Origin of the sequence: Nocardia sp. NBC_01730, from assembly GCF_035920445.1 — a bacterium.
In the GTDB taxonomy this organism is placed as follows: Bacteria; Actinomycetota; Actinomycetes; order Mycobacteriales; family Mycobacteriaceae; genus Nocardia.
Genome location: NZ_CP109162.1, coordinates 7,093,062 through 7,108,795, shown reverse-complemented (window position 1 = coordinate 7,108,795; position 15,734 = coordinate 7,093,062). Strand labels below are relative to the sequence as shown.

General features: G+C 64.7%; 17 protein-coding genes. 6 read left to right on the top strand and 11 right to left on the bottom strand.

Annotated features, from left to right (window positions below):
* The first annotated feature begins 165 nt into the window (after positions 1-165).
* Positions 166-1,890: a type VII secretion protein EccE gene (eccE, locus tag OHB12_RS29285; protein ID WP_327112660.1), complete on the top strand. Its 1,725-nt coding sequence runs from the start codon at positions 166-168 to the stop codon at positions 1,888-1,890.
* A 63-nt stretch (positions 1,891-1,953) separates the two neighbouring features.
* On the opposite strand, the gene OHB12_RS29280 is transcribed toward eccE, so the two are convergent.
* The 9 genes from OHB12_RS29280 to OHB12_RS29240 all read right to left on the bottom strand — a co-directional run bounded on the left by OHB12_RS29280 (position 1,954) and on the right by OHB12_RS29240 (position 7,266).
* Entirely contained in the window at positions 1,954-2,271 is a 318-nt protein-coding gene (locus tag OHB12_RS29280) for a hypothetical protein (protein ID WP_327112658.1), read from the bottom strand.
* Between the two features lie 29 nt (positions 2,272-2,300).
* Positions 2,301-2,600 (bottom strand): WXG100 family type VII secretion target, encoded by a 300-nt coding sequence (locus OHB12_RS29275; RefSeq protein WP_327112656.1) that lies wholly within the window; start codon positions 2,598-2,600, stop codon positions 2,301-2,303.
* Between the two features lie 93 nt (positions 2,601-2,693).
* Positions 2,694-3,473: an ESX secretion-associated protein EspG gene (locus OHB12_RS29270; protein ID WP_327121587.1), complete on the bottom strand. Its 780-nt coding sequence runs from the start codon at positions 3,471-3,473 to the stop codon at positions 2,694-2,696.
* Between the two features lie 34 nt (positions 3,474-3,507).
* Positions 3,508-4,464 carry a PPE domain-containing protein gene (locus tag OHB12_RS29265; RefSeq protein ID WP_327112654.1) on the bottom strand — a complete coding sequence of 319 codons (957 nt, stop codon included), beginning with the start codon at positions 4,462-4,464 and terminating at the stop codon, positions 3,508-3,510.
* A 15-nt stretch (positions 4,465-4,479) separates the two neighbouring features.
* Positions 4,480-4,776 carry a PE domain-containing protein gene (locus OHB12_RS29260; protein WP_327112652.1) on the bottom strand — a complete coding sequence of 99 codons (297 nt, stop codon included), beginning with the start codon at positions 4,774-4,776 and terminating at the stop codon, positions 4,480-4,482.
* Between the two features lie 12 nt (positions 4,777-4,788).
* A complete protein-coding gene (locus OHB12_RS29255; RefSeq protein WP_327112650.1) occupies positions 4,789-6,075 on the bottom strand; it encodes a hypothetical protein in 1,287 nt (428 codons plus the stop codon).
* On the bottom strand, positions 6,072-6,389 hold the full coding sequence (locus tag OHB12_RS29250; RefSeq protein ID WP_327112648.1) for a hypothetical protein: 318 nt from the start codon (positions 6,387-6,389) through the stop codon (positions 6,072-6,074). The genes OHB12_RS29255 and OHB12_RS29250 overlap by 4 nt, the downstream gene beginning before the upstream one ends.
* 165 nt (positions 6,390-6,554) lie before the next feature.
* Positions 6,555-6,881 carry a YbaB/EbfC family nucleoid-associated protein gene (locus OHB12_RS29245; protein ID WP_327112646.1) on the bottom strand — a complete coding sequence of 109 codons (327 nt, stop codon included), beginning with the start codon at positions 6,879-6,881 and terminating at the stop codon, positions 6,555-6,557.
* A 70-nt stretch (positions 6,882-6,951) separates the two neighbouring features.
* Positions 6,952-7,266, bottom strand: coding sequence for a hypothetical protein (locus OHB12_RS29240; RefSeq protein WP_327112644.1), 315 nt, complete (start codon positions 7,264-7,266; stop codon positions 6,952-6,954).
* Between the two features lie 854 nt (positions 7,267-8,120).
* Between OHB12_RS29240 and OHB12_RS29235 the strand changes: the two genes are divergently transcribed.
* From OHB12_RS29235 to OHB12_RS29225, 3 genes are all read left to right on the top strand, one after another.
* A complete protein-coding gene (locus OHB12_RS29235; protein ID WP_327112642.1) occupies positions 8,121-9,992 on the top strand; it encodes a hypothetical protein in 1,872 nt (623 codons plus the stop codon).
* A 428-nt stretch (positions 9,993-10,420) separates the two neighbouring features.
* The gene (locus OHB12_RS29230) at positions 10,421-12,355 is read left to right on the top strand and encodes a hypothetical protein (RefSeq protein ID WP_327112640.1); all 1,935 of its coding nucleotides are present in this window, start codon (positions 10,421-10,423) and stop codon (positions 12,353-12,355) included.
* A complete protein-coding gene (locus OHB12_RS29225; RefSeq protein ID WP_327112638.1) occupies positions 12,352-13,158 on the top strand; it encodes an ESX secretion-associated protein EspG in 807 nt (268 codons plus the stop codon). The genes OHB12_RS29230 and OHB12_RS29225 overlap by 4 nt, the downstream gene beginning before the upstream one ends.
* A gap of 70 nt (positions 13,159-13,228) precedes the next feature.
* Here OHB12_RS29225 and OHB12_RS29220 read toward each other — a convergent pair whose 3' ends face one another.
* Both OHB12_RS29220 and OHB12_RS29215 read right to left on the bottom strand, forming a co-directional pair.
* Positions 13,229-13,504: a hypothetical protein gene (locus OHB12_RS29220; RefSeq protein ID WP_327112636.1), complete on the bottom strand. Its 276-nt coding sequence runs from the start codon at positions 13,502-13,504 to the stop codon at positions 13,229-13,231.
* 6 nt (positions 13,505-13,510) lie between these two features.
* On the bottom strand, positions 13,511-14,203 hold the full coding sequence (locus OHB12_RS29215) for a hypothetical protein (protein ID WP_327112634.1): 693 nt from the start codon (positions 14,201-14,203) through the stop codon (positions 13,511-13,513).
* A 333-nt stretch (positions 14,204-14,536) separates the two neighbouring features.
* Here OHB12_RS29215 and OHB12_RS29210 point away from each other — a divergent pair, with 333 nt between their 5' ends.
* Together OHB12_RS29210 and OHB12_RS29205 are read left to right on the top strand one after the other, a co-directional pair.
* Complete coding sequence (locus OHB12_RS29210; protein WP_327112632.1) at positions 14,537-15,415, top strand: helix-turn-helix domain-containing protein; 879 nt, start codon at positions 14,537-14,539, stop codon at positions 15,413-15,415.
* Entirely contained in the window at positions 15,412-15,621 is a 210-nt protein-coding gene (locus OHB12_RS29205) for a DUF397 domain-containing protein (RefSeq protein WP_327112630.1), read from the top strand. The genes OHB12_RS29210 and OHB12_RS29205 overlap by 4 nt, the downstream gene beginning before the upstream one ends.
* Positions 15,622-15,734 lie beyond the last annotated feature (113 nt).

The window sequence follows — 15,734 nt, the reverse complement described above, 5'->3', positions numbered from 1 at the left end:
AACTGATTTCGTACGAACATGGGTAACTCGTCGGGCACCAGCCAACTGTCTACCAACCCTACCGTCGGCCGCCAACGCCACTGTTGTGCCACCTGAGCCTGGCCTGAATACGCGGAGAGGCGGGACAGGTAGCGAAGGTGGGGAACTTCGGTCCATTATAAGTTCATGGCGTCAACAACGGCCGACCCGGCCGTAGCGGTTTCGGCACCACCGCTGCACTCACCGCAGAACTGGCTGTTTCGAATATTACCGCTGCGCTTGGTGATCCCGGTCGTGCTCGTCGCGATCGCCACTGCCCTTGTGGCCGTGTCGTTCGACGCACCGACGCCCTACGCCGTGGCCGGTGGCGCGCTCGTCGCCATCGTCGGCCTCACCAGGCTGCGCGGCAGCTCGCTCGCCGGATTCCTGGACGAGGAGATCGCTTTCCGGTGGCACGCCTTCCGTAGCCGTTCCACTGTTGTCAACCACGCGCCGTTCGATGTTCCACTGCCCGAGGGCGGCACGTACGGCATGCGATGGGATGGCGCGCACTTGATCACCATGCTGCGCATCGACGCACCACCACGCTTCGTGACGCTGCTCAGCCCGAGTGGCCTGAGCACCGGCGACAAGGTGCCGCTCCCGGAGCTCGCGCGCTGTCTGAACCAGTTCGACATCGATCTCGCGTCCATCGATGTGATCAGTACCGGGGCGCGCACCTCGGACGCCGGTCCGGTCGCGCGGCTCTATGACCAGATCCTCGGTCCGCTTCCCGCGGTCGCTCAGCGAACGGTCTGGATTGTTCTGCGGCTGAACCCACTCACCAACGTCGGCGCGGTGGACCGCCGTGGCGGTGGCTCGACCGGCACGCTGCGATCCGGAATCGTCGCGACCCGGCGGGTGGCGAATCGACTGGCTGCCCGTGGGCTCACGGCGTCGGTGTTGTCGGCGGCGGAGATGACCTCGGTGGTCCATCAGCTCACCCGCGGCGCTTCGCTCGATCAGCTCAGGGAAACATCCCGGGGCCTCGAGCACGACGGAATCTATTCCACCTCCTACCGAATGGCGCTCGAGGCGCTCGGACCGCGCGGGTTCGCCGATGTCTGGGCGACCCAGAGCCTGGCGACAACGATGACCGTGCGGCTACGGCGCGCGGCAGCCGACGGCACACCCGCCCAGGGTGCGGGTTCGGGGCAGATCGCGGTTACCGCGACGGTCCGATTCGACACTCGCCACGAGCCGGCGCAGGTCGATGTCCCCGGCCTGATACCTATGCCGGGGAAACAGTATCGGGCGCTACTGCACAGCCTTCCGGTCAGCGCCAAGGGACCGGACCTGCCGATCGACAGCTCCTTCGGCACACCGGATTCACTGGCCGGCCTGTCCATGCCCATCGCAGGCTGTGGACAGCTGATCGGCGCGGACGCCTCCGGGCAGGGTGTGGCGCTGCCGTTGGTCGGCCAGCGGGTGCGCCGGGTCGAGATCATCGGCGCGCTGCTCATCGCCAAGCAGGTCATCCTGCGAGCCATCGCGTTGGGCGCCACCGTCGTGGTGCACACCAACCGTCATGAGGCCTGGCGGGAGATGGTGGCCTATGTCGATTCGCCGCAGTTGCTGTCGCTGGCGGCTTGGTCGGCCGGTTCCCAGCAGGCGAATTCGCACCGTGCCGCATCCGTCATCATCTACGACGGCATACCGCCGTCGACGCACCACTCCGACGCTACGGTCATCCTCCTGCGGTCGCGTTCGATCAGTGGCGACTATTTCGACCCCGACGTCACGCTGACCGAGGACCCCGGCACCGCGAATCGGGTCACCGTGCAGACCGCCGCGGGCACGACAACCGTCAACATGGTTGCGACTCCCTTCGAGATGACCTACCTCGGCGTACCCCGGCCGATTCCGGTGTAAGCGCCGAACGGCCCGTGCACGCGGATCGCGTGCACGGGCCATTCGGAGAAACATCCGACCGGGTCAGCCGCCGAATGCCTGGCCGACCTTCGCATCGATGTGCTTGGCGTTCTGCCACGCGGCTTCTACAGCCTTGCCGAGGCCGTTCAGCGTGCCGATGGTGGTCCCATCGACAGTGGTGTCGGCGGTGTCCGCGGTGCCGAACTCGGCGTCGAACCGCCTCTTCGCATCCCGGAACCCCTCGAAACCCGCGTTGCCTTCCCAGGCGGCAGACAGGTTGCTTGCCGCTGACTCGAGGTTCCCCGCTTGTGTCCGCAGGTCTTTACGGAGTTCAACCAGGTCCTCGATCAGGCCTGCCAATATTTTCTCATCGTATTTCATATCAAGTCCTTTCGAAGTCGCAGTTTCGGCTACACGCTCAGATTGGTGAAGAAGTCCGTGTTATCGGCTTCCATTTCCTTGTAGCCCTTGTTGCCATCGCCCACCATGTCCGTGATCTCCTGGAGGATCGCCTTCACGCGATCCGCTTCGTCCTCGAACGCGGATGCGGCCTTACCGCACGCGTCGGAGGCGTCGCCTTGCCAGCCGGCCTTGGCTGCGCTGGTGGTCTCGACAACGCGATTGATCGTTGTGCGAAGAGCGCTGATCGCATCGCCCATGTCGTCCGCGACTCCCTGAGCCCCGAATTCCTCGAAATTGACATCACCCATGTCTCGAACCCTTTCTTGAATCTGTTATGACTGTGTACGTCTTCGGTTGACGCGGCCAAGATTTCGCACTGTCAGCTCTCGACAACGCGCGAGCTAGGGCATCCACCTTCCTCCGGGCAGCGACCGGACCAGCGCGGAAATCGCTTGCGCGATCCGGTGATCGGAGCCCGGCGTGAAGGTGGACCAGACCCGCAGGTCCGGGGATGCTCCAGGGCTGGCGACGATACGACCCTGCGAGGTGTCGTACACCGCTACCGCTCCGGAAGATTGGGTTGTCGCGCCGTCATCGTATGCGTAGGCAACGACCTCGGCGTGCGCGAAACAGCTCGATATGGCGAGCCCGAACTCGATCGCGTCACGTTCCTCGATACCCAGTCCGTAGAGCACCTGGGTGTAGTCACTGGATTCGACGGCCCGATCGAAACGTTCACGCAGCTGATCGGACGGCGCACTGAAGCTCACGGTACGCGCGGGCGGGCAGGCCCCCAGCGCGTCGAGCACCGGGCGCGCCAGCGCGGCTCCGTCGTCATCGGCCCACGTTGTGCGGACGTCGAAGACGTCGCCGATCCTGGTTGCCACGGCGTGCTTGGATGCCCTGCGGGCCAGGCAGACTCGCCGAGTCCCCGCTTCAGTATGGATACGCGCCACCAGCTCCCGGTCCGGCTGCGACAAGATATGAAGGGCGGCGGCGAGATCGGTGTCCACCTCGTCATAGCTGTCCACGAGTCCCGAATCCCGCAGGCCGTCGATCGCCTCTTGTTGCGCGGCGGTCCAGGCTTGCACCGAATCCTGTTGTGGACCGACACCGAGAACCAGCGGCAGAGTCTGCACGCCCAAAATGCCGGACACGGCGAGCAGGCCGTCATTGGTCATCGTCGGCACGGCGCCCCCCTGCGCTGAGGCGGTGTCATGACGCCTCCGATCGCTGGGCCTGCTCGGCGGCACCCAACACCGGCGGAGCCACATCGATACCGGCATCGATCTCCATGGCCTCGCCGCCGAGTGGCGCGGCCGCTCCCGCACGAACGGTGCGCTCGGCACCGCCCATGGCGGCGGCCGGGGCCATCCCGCCCGGCATCATCCGCCCGGTGCCCGAATCGGCAGGTACCGAAGTCGACTGCACCGGGACGACGTCCGGCATGGACACCGCCTGACTGACGGTCTGGGCGTGGTAGGCCGTCTTCGCCCTCGGCACGGCCCGCACACCGAAACCGCCGCCGACAGTGGCAGGCGTGACACCGCCAGGCATGGCCGGAGCCGATGTCGATGTCGCTGCGGCGCGTTCGGCATCCAGTGCCGCGCTCGACGCGATGACCGGTGGGTGCTGCTGGTGCCACGGCATGGCAAGCGGTGTGGTCGCCGATTCGTAGCTCTGCATGACGCGGGCGGCGTTCGCCTTGGCCAGGTTCTGCTCGGTATCGACCTGGGCCGCCGCCGCTACCAGTGGGGCGCCGAGTGCGGCGCCGGCTTGCTCGATTCCACGTTTCGCCACCTCGAGTGCGGCGATTTCGGCGACGTGCGGCATGGCCAATCGCGCCACCTCGTAAGCCACAGCCTGACCACTGGCCCGCGACGCGTTGTGGCCCGCGGCGGCAGCGGCGTCCACGAGCCAGTCTCGCAATGTCGCGATCCGGTCGATCACGGGGCCGCTCTCGGCGGAGCGCCATGATTCGCGGATCTTCGCGATGATCTGGTCGTATTCGACTACGGCCGCACCGAAACTGGCGGCAAGCTGGGCCCATGCGGCGCCCGCTTCGGCCATCGGAGCCACGCCACGACCAGTCGTGAGGTCGCGCGCCAGCTGCTCGGTGGGTCTGGCTTCCCAGATCACACCGGTGAATCCGACTACCGGTGGTTCGACCATATGTGCAGCCTCGCGCTATCTCGCAGGGCCGAAGCCGACCGCGTTGTCATCGTCCATCCGCAGCAGCTCGTCGGTATGCGAGCGCAAGGCGGCGGCCAGCTTTCGGATCTCATGGATGCCCTGGGTGGCGGCGTCATCGTAGGAGGACGCGACGCCACGCAGCGTTTCCGCGGCGCGCACCGACACCTCGTCCGTGCCCGCGTGCTCCACGGCGAGAGCAGGCTGTTTCGCCCGCAGGTCGTTTTCCAGTCGGGTCGCGAGGGCGTCCAAGTCGGTACCGGATTTGCGGGCCTGGATCGGATCGAATTCCATGACGGCCTCCTGTCAGAGGGTGAGTGCCTTGTCCGGCGAATCGCCGTCCAGTGGTTCGGTCACACGCTCGGCCGCGCCGACCACCGGCAGCGAGGCGCCTTCGATATCACCCACGACCTCGTTGCCGTGTTGTTCGGTCACCAAGTTGGCACGAACGCCTTCCGACGTCGCGGCCTCGTTCGCCCGCGCCGCGCCGGCACCGGCAGCACCGACGGCACCCATCGGCGGGATCATGCCCGTGCCTCCGCGCATCGAGCTGCCCGTGCCGGAAGCGGATGACGCTCCGGCGGTGCCGGCGGCACCGGCACTGGCACCCGCGGCACCGACACCGCCGCTGGCTACCCGCGACCCACCCCATGGGGTGAGCTGCCGCGGCTGGGCTCCGATGCCCGCGCCGCCGCCACCCCCGAGGCCTGCGCCACCGACCGGAGCACCGGCCCCGAGCCCTTCCTTCAAGTCGACCTTCTTGTCGATATCCGCAAGGGACCTCGCTGGATTCAGCGCGGTCTGTACCTGGGCGATGGACTGCGCACCGGAAGAGACCGCGCTCGTCAGCATCGGCACGATCTGCATCAGCTGTGAGACGACCTGCATCGGATCCATGCCCTTGGGCGCGTTGGTGACGGGCACCTTCTGACCGGTCCCCATCATCTTCCCGCTCTCGATACCCAGCTCGGTGCGGGTCTTCGCGACCACGATCGTCGCCTCGGTGAGTGTCTCGGCGGTCATCGCCAGCAGGAACGCCTGCCCGGCTCCGGTCACGAGGAACGGCGCCGACGCCGCGACCGACGCCATGTACTTGGCGGTGATCGCCGCCATCGAGGCGGCGCCCGTGAAGACCGAGCCCGCCGCCGTGGCGGTGCCCACCGAGGTCTGCGCGCTCTGGGTCGACACGGCCGCGCCGTCCTTCTGCGCCTGCGTCGCCTTCCCGGCGGCCTCCGAAGCACCCATGCCCTGCCACAGCGTCATCGCCATCTGCAACGCCGACGAACCCATCTGCACCGCCGTCTGCACGACGGAGGAGACCTGGGAAAACACCTGCGTGGGGTCGATGCCCGGCCCGGCAGCCGGCTGACCGGTGCCGAAGGTTCCTGCCAGATCGGTGAGCGGTTTGGCCAGCAGTGACAGATCAAGGGCCGGTAGTGGTGGCAGTTCCGGCAACGCCAATTCCGCGGGCATCTCCGGCAGCGGGCCGAGGCCCATGTCCTTGAGGACATCGTTGACCGGCCGGTTCAGCATCTGACCGGCCGCGCTCTGACGCAGCAGGTCCAACACGGTCTGGTCGATGGGCGCTGTCATAACCGCTTGCCGACAGTCCCGAATTCGGTGACCGCCGCGTCCTCGGTCAGGTCGTACGCGGCGGCGCTCTCGTAGCACGTCATCGCCGTAGCCGCGTGCACGGCGGCCAGTTCGGTGACCGACATCAAATTATTGGCCTGGGCAAATGCGAACGCGGCCAGGAAATCCTGCCCGATCAGGCCGAATACCGGGATCGCTGCGGCCATGGTCGCAGCCTGGTTGGCCGCACCCGCCGCGGCGGTCTCCACCGCCATCGCTGCCGAGGCATCACCGTACCGGCAGATCGCGTCAGAAGCTACAGCAAGATCAGTCATCGGAAACCTCTACAGCCGGAAGAGTATTGGTTTGTACAAATGTACCGGGGTTCCCATCGACGGGAAGCCGATCGGGGTGTGCCGATCCGCCAGGCGGTGGATCAGCCTGATTGCTCAACAGAAACTTGCACATACACAGAGAAACGCAAAGAGCCGCCACATGGTTCAGTCACCGCGCTGAACGTCTGGCATCGACTCGGCCATTTCCTGGTTGAACGCGGTGACCAGGTCGCCTCGCCGGACAATCGCGAGATGGGCCGCCCGGCCCGCGGTAGCCACCAGCACCCTCTCGAACTCACTCGGCGACAGCTTCGAGATCGTGTCCGAGAACACCAGATCGCACAGTGCGCCGTTGCCGTCGACCTCGGCGGTCACCGCACCATCGGGCGAGGTCTCGCGCACCCGGATCGCGGCCATCTGATCGCCCAGATCACGCATTCGATTCAACTGACGGTGCACCCGCGCCTCCAGCGCGTCCATCGCCTCGTTCATGCTGTCTCCTCTGCGGTATGAGCGGGGCCCTCCGTGGTCACACTCCGCTGCCGCCTCCGGGCCTGACCGCTCATACCGACCTCAACCAGCTCTGCGGCTCGATGTCGTACTCCGACTCCTCGATGAGCTCCTCGCGCGCAACGTCCTCCGGCTTCGGCAAGCCGGTCAGCGCGAGCATCTCACTGCTCAGCCCGGCCGCCGCCAGCTCAGCCCGGCGTGCGAGACCCGCGCGGTTGGCCGACTGTCGGCACAGGCTGAGGATTTCGCGGGCCAGCTCCCCCGGAGCGCGCCGCAACTCCTCGCGTTCGATGGTGATCCCGATCGGTAACCCCTGCTCGGTGGTCTCGACCGAGATCGAGCCACTCTTTGACGTTGCTGTCGCCATGGCGTCCTCCACTCGTCGTACCCGGAAAGTCTACGGCGGCCCGAATATCGTTACACCCCCATGACTTCGATGGCACGGACCTCTTCCGCGATCTCGACATCGACCAACGTCAGCCGCGCGGCGTAGAAACCCCTCGCGAACAGCGGGTTTCGGTCCACCTGGCCACCCCGACACGTCGATCCTCATCCCGCCTCCCGTCGACCAAATGACACCCGGTGCCACAACGTAGGTTTCGCTGCCATCGGAACCGACGCCGGTCGACCGACAGGAACCAGTGCGATACCAGTACCGCGCCAGTTCCCTCGCGCACTGCTCTTATCCCGCCCTGACCCGTCGTCACCGCGGCGTCCCTCAGCGCGGGGCGCCGCTCTGCCGCGAGTACGCATGTCTCGGCTGGTACCCGCCAGCAGCGACCAGAGCTGGATCGCCACCACCCCGACGGGCCGACCGCGCTGCCGCGAATGCCTCGGCACGAAGGTGTCCGATCTGCCACGTCGCGGGGGTGAGCTGCCAACTGAGGTCGACCGCGCACTACCCACAGCTGGTGAGGTCTTCCGACGGAAGACCCGGCCTATGATCGGACGGGAGTACAGAGAAGATTCGTCGTCCAGCGGTCACACAATCTTTGTGTTGTGCAGAGTCGACGACCCACCGGTGCGCACGCCGCCGGTGCGCTGGGCTTGGCTTGGCTTGGCTTGGCTTGGCTTGGCTTGCCCGGATCGATCACATGGGTAACGATTGATGCCGGGCAACCGTGACGCTCCCGGTGCTGCCGCGATGGTCAGGAGTTACGACGCATGACACAGAAAGACAATGAACTTCCCACCGGGCCTCCCGCACCGAAACCGTTGCCCATGCCCGACAATCCGTGGCCTGGGCTCTTGAAGCAGACGGGCCTGAAGAAGGACCCGCTGAAGTTCGAGCAGCAGGCCGCCATCGACCTGGCGACCGCGACGGCGAACACCATCTCCAAGATGCGGTTGATGCGCTGGAACGCCGAGACTGTCATCAATTTGCCTGCCCTTGGCCCTTCTTCTCTGCCGTCCGGCGAGGCTCTCGCGAAGAAGTTTTCGGGCCAGGGTGAAGAAATGCGGCGGATCATCGAGGCACACTTGGAAATCCTCCAGGACATGATGGACACCTTCATCGCCGCGGGCAAGAATTACGATGCCGGCGAGAAGGAAAACGAGGAACTGTTCGACAAGATCTCGACGACCACCGAATTGCCGGTGTTTCCCGGCTCATCCAAGGTGCCGGAGTTCAGCGGGAAGGATGTGGGAGAGAACACGGACCGAGGTGTCAAGCTCGGAGAACTCCCGAAAAGCTTGAAGAACGACGACGGCAGCAAGAACTTGGACTTCGTACCATCGAGCATCTGGGTCGAGAGCAGCAAGCAGAGTTGGGACACGCTGTACAACGTCGGCAAGTACGTCACGGAGAACCTCATTGCCGAGCTGGTGGCCGATGATGCCGGAGAGTGGGACTTCATGGGGAAGAAGGTTCACGAGTACTTCGGCGCATTGCTCAACCAGGTGGATACGGTCACCGCCGAGCAGTGGACAGGATCCGGCGCGGCGACTGCGGTGGCCGCCGTCAAAAATTACGCCGACGGCATCAAACCGTTGCAGGAAAGCCTGTTCCAGGTCCGCGACATCATGAACTACACCGCCGGTTGGCTGTCACAGCTGAAGCCTGATTGGAGTAACCTGCCGGGCTCGTCGGAAAATGAGGCGGACGAGACCCTCGAGACCGAAGATTTCCTCCCGATGTACCAGCGATTGTTCGGCGACATTTACGTCAAGGGCACCGAGGAGTCGGCCACCCATGTGCCGGTTCTCGTCTACCCCAGCGCGTCGTTCAAAGGCGTTCCCGCGCTCCCGAAAACACCTCCCACCGGCGCGAAGGGGAAGGACAAGGAGGGGCAGAGCAGCAGGGCCCCGGTCGCTCGCGGCGGCCCTGGTCTTTCCACGCCAGGCGGTCCCGGTCCCGGTCCCGGCCTCAGCCTCCCCAGTCCCGGACCAGGCGCCGGAGACGCCGAGACGCGGAAGCAGGCGCTGGACGCGGCCAAACGCCAGGACGCGGCGCAGCGCCAAGCGGAGGCGGCCGCGCGCAAACAGCAGCAGGAGTCCCTCGCGTTCCAACGGGAGCAGCAGGCAGACGCCAGACAACAAGCGGCAGAGGCCAAAAAACAGCAGGCGAAACAAGCCGCCGACCAAGCCGCCCAACAGGGTCAACAAGCGATGCAGCAAGCCATGCAGCAAGCGATGCAAGCCGGTCAGCAGGCAGTGCAAGCCGCGCAACAAGCCGCGCAGCAAGAAGCCCAGAAGCAGCAGATGGACAAACAACTCGCGGGACTACCGGGAATGCCATCCGTCCCGGGGATGGACATCGACCCCAAAACCGGCCTGCCCAAACTCGGTGGCGGCCCCGGCCCAGGGTTGGGGAGTTCGCCGGTGTCCAAAGATATGGTCCAAGCGTCCAAATTGTTCCCGCGCGCGGGCGCCGCGGTCACGACCGCTGGAACACTCGCGGGAGCAAGCCGGGCCGGCATGGCACCCATGGCCGGCACACCCGGTACACCCGGCGCACCACACGCGCCAGGCCGCGGCGGCGGGGGCGAGGGCGGCAAAGATCAGAAGCGGCCGACCTGGCTCCAGTCGGCCGACCACCTGGAGGAGGCGCTCGGTGACGCACCACGCGCGGTCAAACCCGTGGTCGAGCAATGAACCGCACCTGGAAATTCACCGACATCGAGTTCGACACCCTTCGACGATCGCGGTTCGCCGGAAAAGATCGTGGCTACCTATTGACGCAGCTGCCGGGCAGAACCGTCGAGCGCTGACAACGCGGCTGTGAATGCCTCGGCGTGAAGGGGTGTCTACCCTGGGCCGCGGGGTGAGCTGCCGACCGCGCACTACCCACAGCTGGTGGCGTCTTCGGACAGAAGACCCAACCTATGATCTGACCGGAGTGCAGAAAAGATTCGTCACCCAGTGGTCACAAACTCTGTGTCGCGCAGAGTCGATGGGCCCACCGGTGAGCACGCCGCCGGCGCGCTGGGCTCGGCTTGCCCGGATCGATCACATGGGTAACGATTGATGCCGGGCAACCGTGACGCTCCCGGTGCTGCCGAGATGGTCAGGAGTTACGACGCATGACACAGAAAGACAACGATCTTCCCACGGGACCTCCCTCGCCGAAACCGTTGTCCATGCCCGACAATCCGTGGCCTGGGCTCTTGAAGCAGACGGAGCTGAAGAAGGACCCGCTGAAGTTCGAGCAGCAGGCCGCCATCGACCTGGCGACCGCGGCGGCGAACACCATCTCCAATATGCGGTCGATGCGCTGGAACGCCGAGACAGTCATCAATTTGTCCGCGTTCGCCCCTCCGCCCTTGACTTCCGGCGAGGCTCTCGCGAAGAAGTTTTCCGGCCAGGGTGAAGAAATGCGGCGGATCATCGAGGCACACTTGGACATCCTCCAGGACATGATGGACACCATCATCGCCGCGGGCAAGAATTACGATGCCGGCGAGAAGGAAAACGAGGAACTGTTCGACAAGATCTCGACGAACTTCGAATTGCCGGTGTTTCCCGGCGAATCCAAGGTGCCGAAGATGGATTGGGAAGGAGGAGATTCCGTAACTAATTTATCGGACCAGAAGGCCAAACTCGGAGACATCCCGAAAAGCTTGAAGAACGACGACGGTAGCAAAGACTTGGACTTCCTGCCGTCGAGCATCTGGGTCGAGAGCAAGAAGCAGAGTTGGAACACGCTGTACAAACTCGGCGAGTACCTCAAGAGCAGCCGCGTTCCCGAACTGGTAGCCGACGATGCCGGAGAATGGGACTTCATGGGGAAGAAGGTTCACGAGTACTTCGGCGCGTTGCTCAACCGTGTGGACGCGGTCGCCGCCGAGCAGTGGACAGGATCCGGCGCGGCGACCGCGGTGGCCGCCATCAAGAATTACGCCGACGGTATCAAACCGTTGCAGGAACGCCTTTTTCAGGTCCGCGACATCATGAACTACACCGCTCGTTGGCTTGGGGCACTGGCACTGCCTTTGACCTTGCCGAGTACGCCGACCAATCCGTCGGACAAAGACCCAGAGACGGATGATTGGCTCCCGCATTACCAGGGCATGTTCGGCGACATTTACGTCAAGGGCGCCGAGGAGTCGGCCACCCATGTGCCGGTTCTCGTCTACCCCAGCGCGTCGTTCAAAGGCGTTCCCGCGCTCCCGAAAACACCTCCCACCGACGCGAAGGGGAAGGACAAGGAGGGGCAGAGCAGCAGGGCCCCGGTCGCTCGCGGCGGCCCTGGTCTTTCCACGCCAGGCGGTCCCGGTCCCGGTCCCGGCCTCAGCCTCCCCAGTCCCGGACCAGGCGCCGGAGACGCCGAGACGCGGAAGCAGGCGCTGGACGCGGCCAAACGCCAGGACGCGGCGCAGCGCCAAGCGGAGGCGGCCGCGCGCAAACAGCAGCAGGAGTCCCTCGCGTTCCAACGGGAGCAGCAGGCAGACGCCAGACAACAAGCGGCAGAGGCCAAAAAACAGCAGGCGAAACAAGCCGCCGACCAAGCCGCCCAACAGGGTCAACAAGCGATGCAGCAAGCCATGCAGCAAGCGATGCAAGCCGGTCAGCAGGCAGTGCAAGCCGCGCAACAAGCCGCGCAGCAAGAAGCCCAGAAGCAGCAGATGGACAAACAACTCGCGGGACTACCGGGAATGCCATCCGTCCCGGGGATGGACATCGACCCCAAAACCGGCCTGCCCAAACTCGGTGGCGGCCCCGGCCCAGGGCTGGGGAGTTCGCCGGTGTCCAAAGATATGGTCCAAGCGTCCAAATTGTTCCCGCGCGCGGGCGCCGCGGTCACGACCGCTGGAACACTCGCGGGAGCAAGCCGGGCCGGCATGGCACCCATGGCAGGCACACCCGGTACACCCGGCGCACCACACGCGCCAGGCCGCGGCGGCGGGGGCGAGGGCGGCAAAGATCAGAAGCGGCCGACCTGGCTCCAGTCGGCCGACCACCTGGAGGAGGCGCTCGGTGACGCACCACGCGCGGTCAAACCCGTGGTCGAGCAATGAACCGCACCTGGAAATTCACCGACATCGAGTTCGACGCCCTGTGGTCTCGGACACGCGCCGACATACTGCCCCGACCGTTCGTGATAGTCACCGATATTCCCTATGAGAACGACTACCAGCGCGAACTGCACCGCATCCGGGAGCAATGGCAGTTCAACGGTGACCCTGCCTTCGACCAGATATGCGCCGACGTGCTCGAACCAGATCTCAGCCTCGTGGTACGCGGAATCGATGGTCAGGATCCGCGAAACCCGAAGGGCAGCATTCGAAAGCTCGCGGTCCGCCGAAAAGATCGCGGCTATCTATTGACACAGCTACCGGGCAAAACCGTCGCGCACAGCGCCGGTTTCACGGTGACCGAATGCGATCCGCTGTCGTTGGCCTCCGTCGTGGTGGCCGAACTGCCGGAGGTCGCGGCGGGCAAACACGCCCAGATCACCTTGCCCATGCCGCGGGAAGGTGGCGAGATGGACCACAGTTACGACAAGTCGGGCCTGTGGGACTCCTTCGAAGACACCAATCAGCGGGCCGCCGAATGGTTCGAGAGCACGGTGCCGACCACGCGCGGGGCCATCGGTGTCTTCCAAGGCATTTCGATATTCGGCCCGCGTGGACGGGTGAGCCGCTGGCTCCAATGGCGGGATCTGCCCGACGACGGCAGATACGTGATCGGAGCAGATCTCCCGCCGGTCGCCGAACCAGCGGACGCCAAGCGCTTCGCCGCCATGATCAACACAGAGATAGTGAACGTGATCCGCGTCATCAAGGACGAGCGAAAGTCGGCGCGAAACCCGACCGTGTGATCGAGCCGAGCGTGTCGTGATGTGCCGAACGAGTGACCGCCACCGGCCATGCCTGGGGCGTATGCCGCGGTCAGGACCACCCCTGCTCGTTGTCATGCGAGGTGATGGAATGGCGTTGGTGTGGAATGAATTCCGTCCAGAAGTCGTGGCGGACCGCATCCCACAGCTTCGCCAGTTTCGGCAGTTGTTCTCGGGCCTGTGCGAGGTCGGGATAGGGGCCGGGGACGAATGACGCAATCGGTGTCGCATCGGATGTGTTGTGCACGAGAATGATTGCGATACGATGGCGATCCAGCCGCCAGGCGGCTTGGAAACCGTCGGCTTCGGTGCGGCGGATGTCGCACATTCCGCATCAGTCTCCTTCGCTTCGCATGCTTTCGGACGGGCAGGTGCCGAGCACGTGGGAGTCGGTTAGTGCGTCGAGTACATTCAGCAGAGTTTGCATGTCGGGGCCGATCGACGCCATACGCTGATCAGCGACCGGTTCGAATGTCAGGCCACGGGCGGCGGCGCGTTCACGCGGGCTCGATGCCGGGGGAACGAGATTGCCCGCTTGCACCAGGCAGCTGAGTGCCGCCGACTTTCGTGGACATTCGATAGCACGACATTCCTTGTGCTGCTGCATGATTCGATGAGACTCGTCGACGGTGACTTCGTGGTCGGGGTAAATATGCGCGGGGTCGATGGCGCCGGGCTGAGCACGCGCCCATGTCACTGCCGGGCACACCGTTTCGAGGTCGCATATCTCGCAGACTCGCGCTGGGGTGTTGTCCACGGTAGTCAGGTCGTGGACGACGAGGGTGACGGCGTGGACGCCGACCGCGATGGCGAGCGCGTATCCGATCGGATCGGATTCTCTTTCCGGGGGCCGAACGGTGTAAAGGTAGTGGTAGCCCAATTGTTCGGCGTGGCGGCGGATCTCGATTGCGTGGCGCGGCGCGTGCACTCCGGACACGTCGATCCGTACCAGCCCTACGGCCTTCGGTTTCTGTGCGTTGTGCTTGCCGGGCTGGTCGGCCGGATCGATCGTCTGGGTGTGCATCATTGCCCCCGTTGTGGTGTCGTGTGGTTTCGAGGCGACCGGGTGATCGCACTCGCGCGCTGCTGTGGGGAGGCTCGACCCCACTGAAGAGGGCAGGGCATCCGGACTGCTGAAAGGCTCGGTTCACGGTTGGTGTCGGACCGGAAAGGTGTGAGGCCTGCGCGGCCCCAACCACACGATCGCGGAAATCACCACACCACTGGACAACATCAATCATCAAGGGCAACATGGCTTTTCATCAGCAGGATTGCTGTTTGTCCACAGCGATGGTCACCATTTCGCAGCATGTTTTTCATGGTGGCCGCACAGATTTCTCATAGTGGGGAATGAGGAGATATGTCAGACGAGGACTCGACCACGCTGCCCCGGCGACAGCTGGGGAAATATTTGCGGGAGGCACGGCAGGCAGCGAACATGTCGCTGGACGAGGTCTCGACGCTCATGCAGTGGTCTCTGAGCAAGCTGCAACGCGTCGAGAAGGGCCAATCACCGCAGGTCCGCACCGTCGACGTCGAGGCACTGTGCCGGTTTCTCGACATCGACGACGAGACCGCCACCGCGCTCAAAGGCCTGGCCATGCAGGCATCGGTCAAGAGCTGGTGGCATTCGTACGATGACCTGATCCCAGGTAACTTCAACGTATATGTGGGGCTGGAGTCCAGCGCGCAGCATCTGATCCTCTACAGGCCGGATATTATTCCGGGATTACTCCAGACCCCGGACTATGCTCGCGTGCTCGATCGGACTTACTTCCCCAAAGATCCACCTGAGGACTTGGATCGGCGTGCACAGCTCCGCGCCAAAAGACAAGCTCGAATCAACCGTAAGACGCGCCCGGTTCGGGCAGAGTTCGTTCTGAATGAGGCGGCGTTGCATTATGTCGTGGGCAGCCCCGCCATCATGGCCGCTCAGCTTCATCACCTGGCAAACACGCCGATGAACGTGACCGTCCGGATTCAGCCGTTCTCTGCTGGGTTCCCGCTCGGCATCGCGCCGGGACCGTTCGTGATCCTGGACTTCGGAGTCGATGTCAAAAACCGCGAGGTAGCGCCTACCGTGGTCTACATCGAGTCGTATGCGGGCGACATGTACTTGGAGCGCACGAAGGACGTGGACAGGTATCGTCAGGCGGACAACGTCATCCAGCAAACCGCGCTTGACGTTGCACCCAGCAAGAGTCTGCTACGGCAAATGGCAAGGGAGTATCAAGCGTGACTGTCGATCTGTCGGGGGCCAATTGGTTCAAGTCCAGCCGAAGCGGCGGGGGCAAGGAATGCGTGGAAGTCGCGTTCGTCGATGGCGGCATGGTCGGAGTGCGTGACAGCAAGAATCCGACCGGTCCGGCGCTGGTGTTCACTCCGGGTGAATGGGACGCCTTCACCACAGGCGTGCAGGATGGGGAGTTCAACCGCCCTGCCTGAACGGGACTCGCGCACGTAGCCGAATCGAGCGGCCCCGCTCCCGACCTCCGCGCGGTCGGCAGCGGGGCCGTCGCATGCGAAGGCGGCTAGCCCATCCCCGCGTTCCCCAGTCC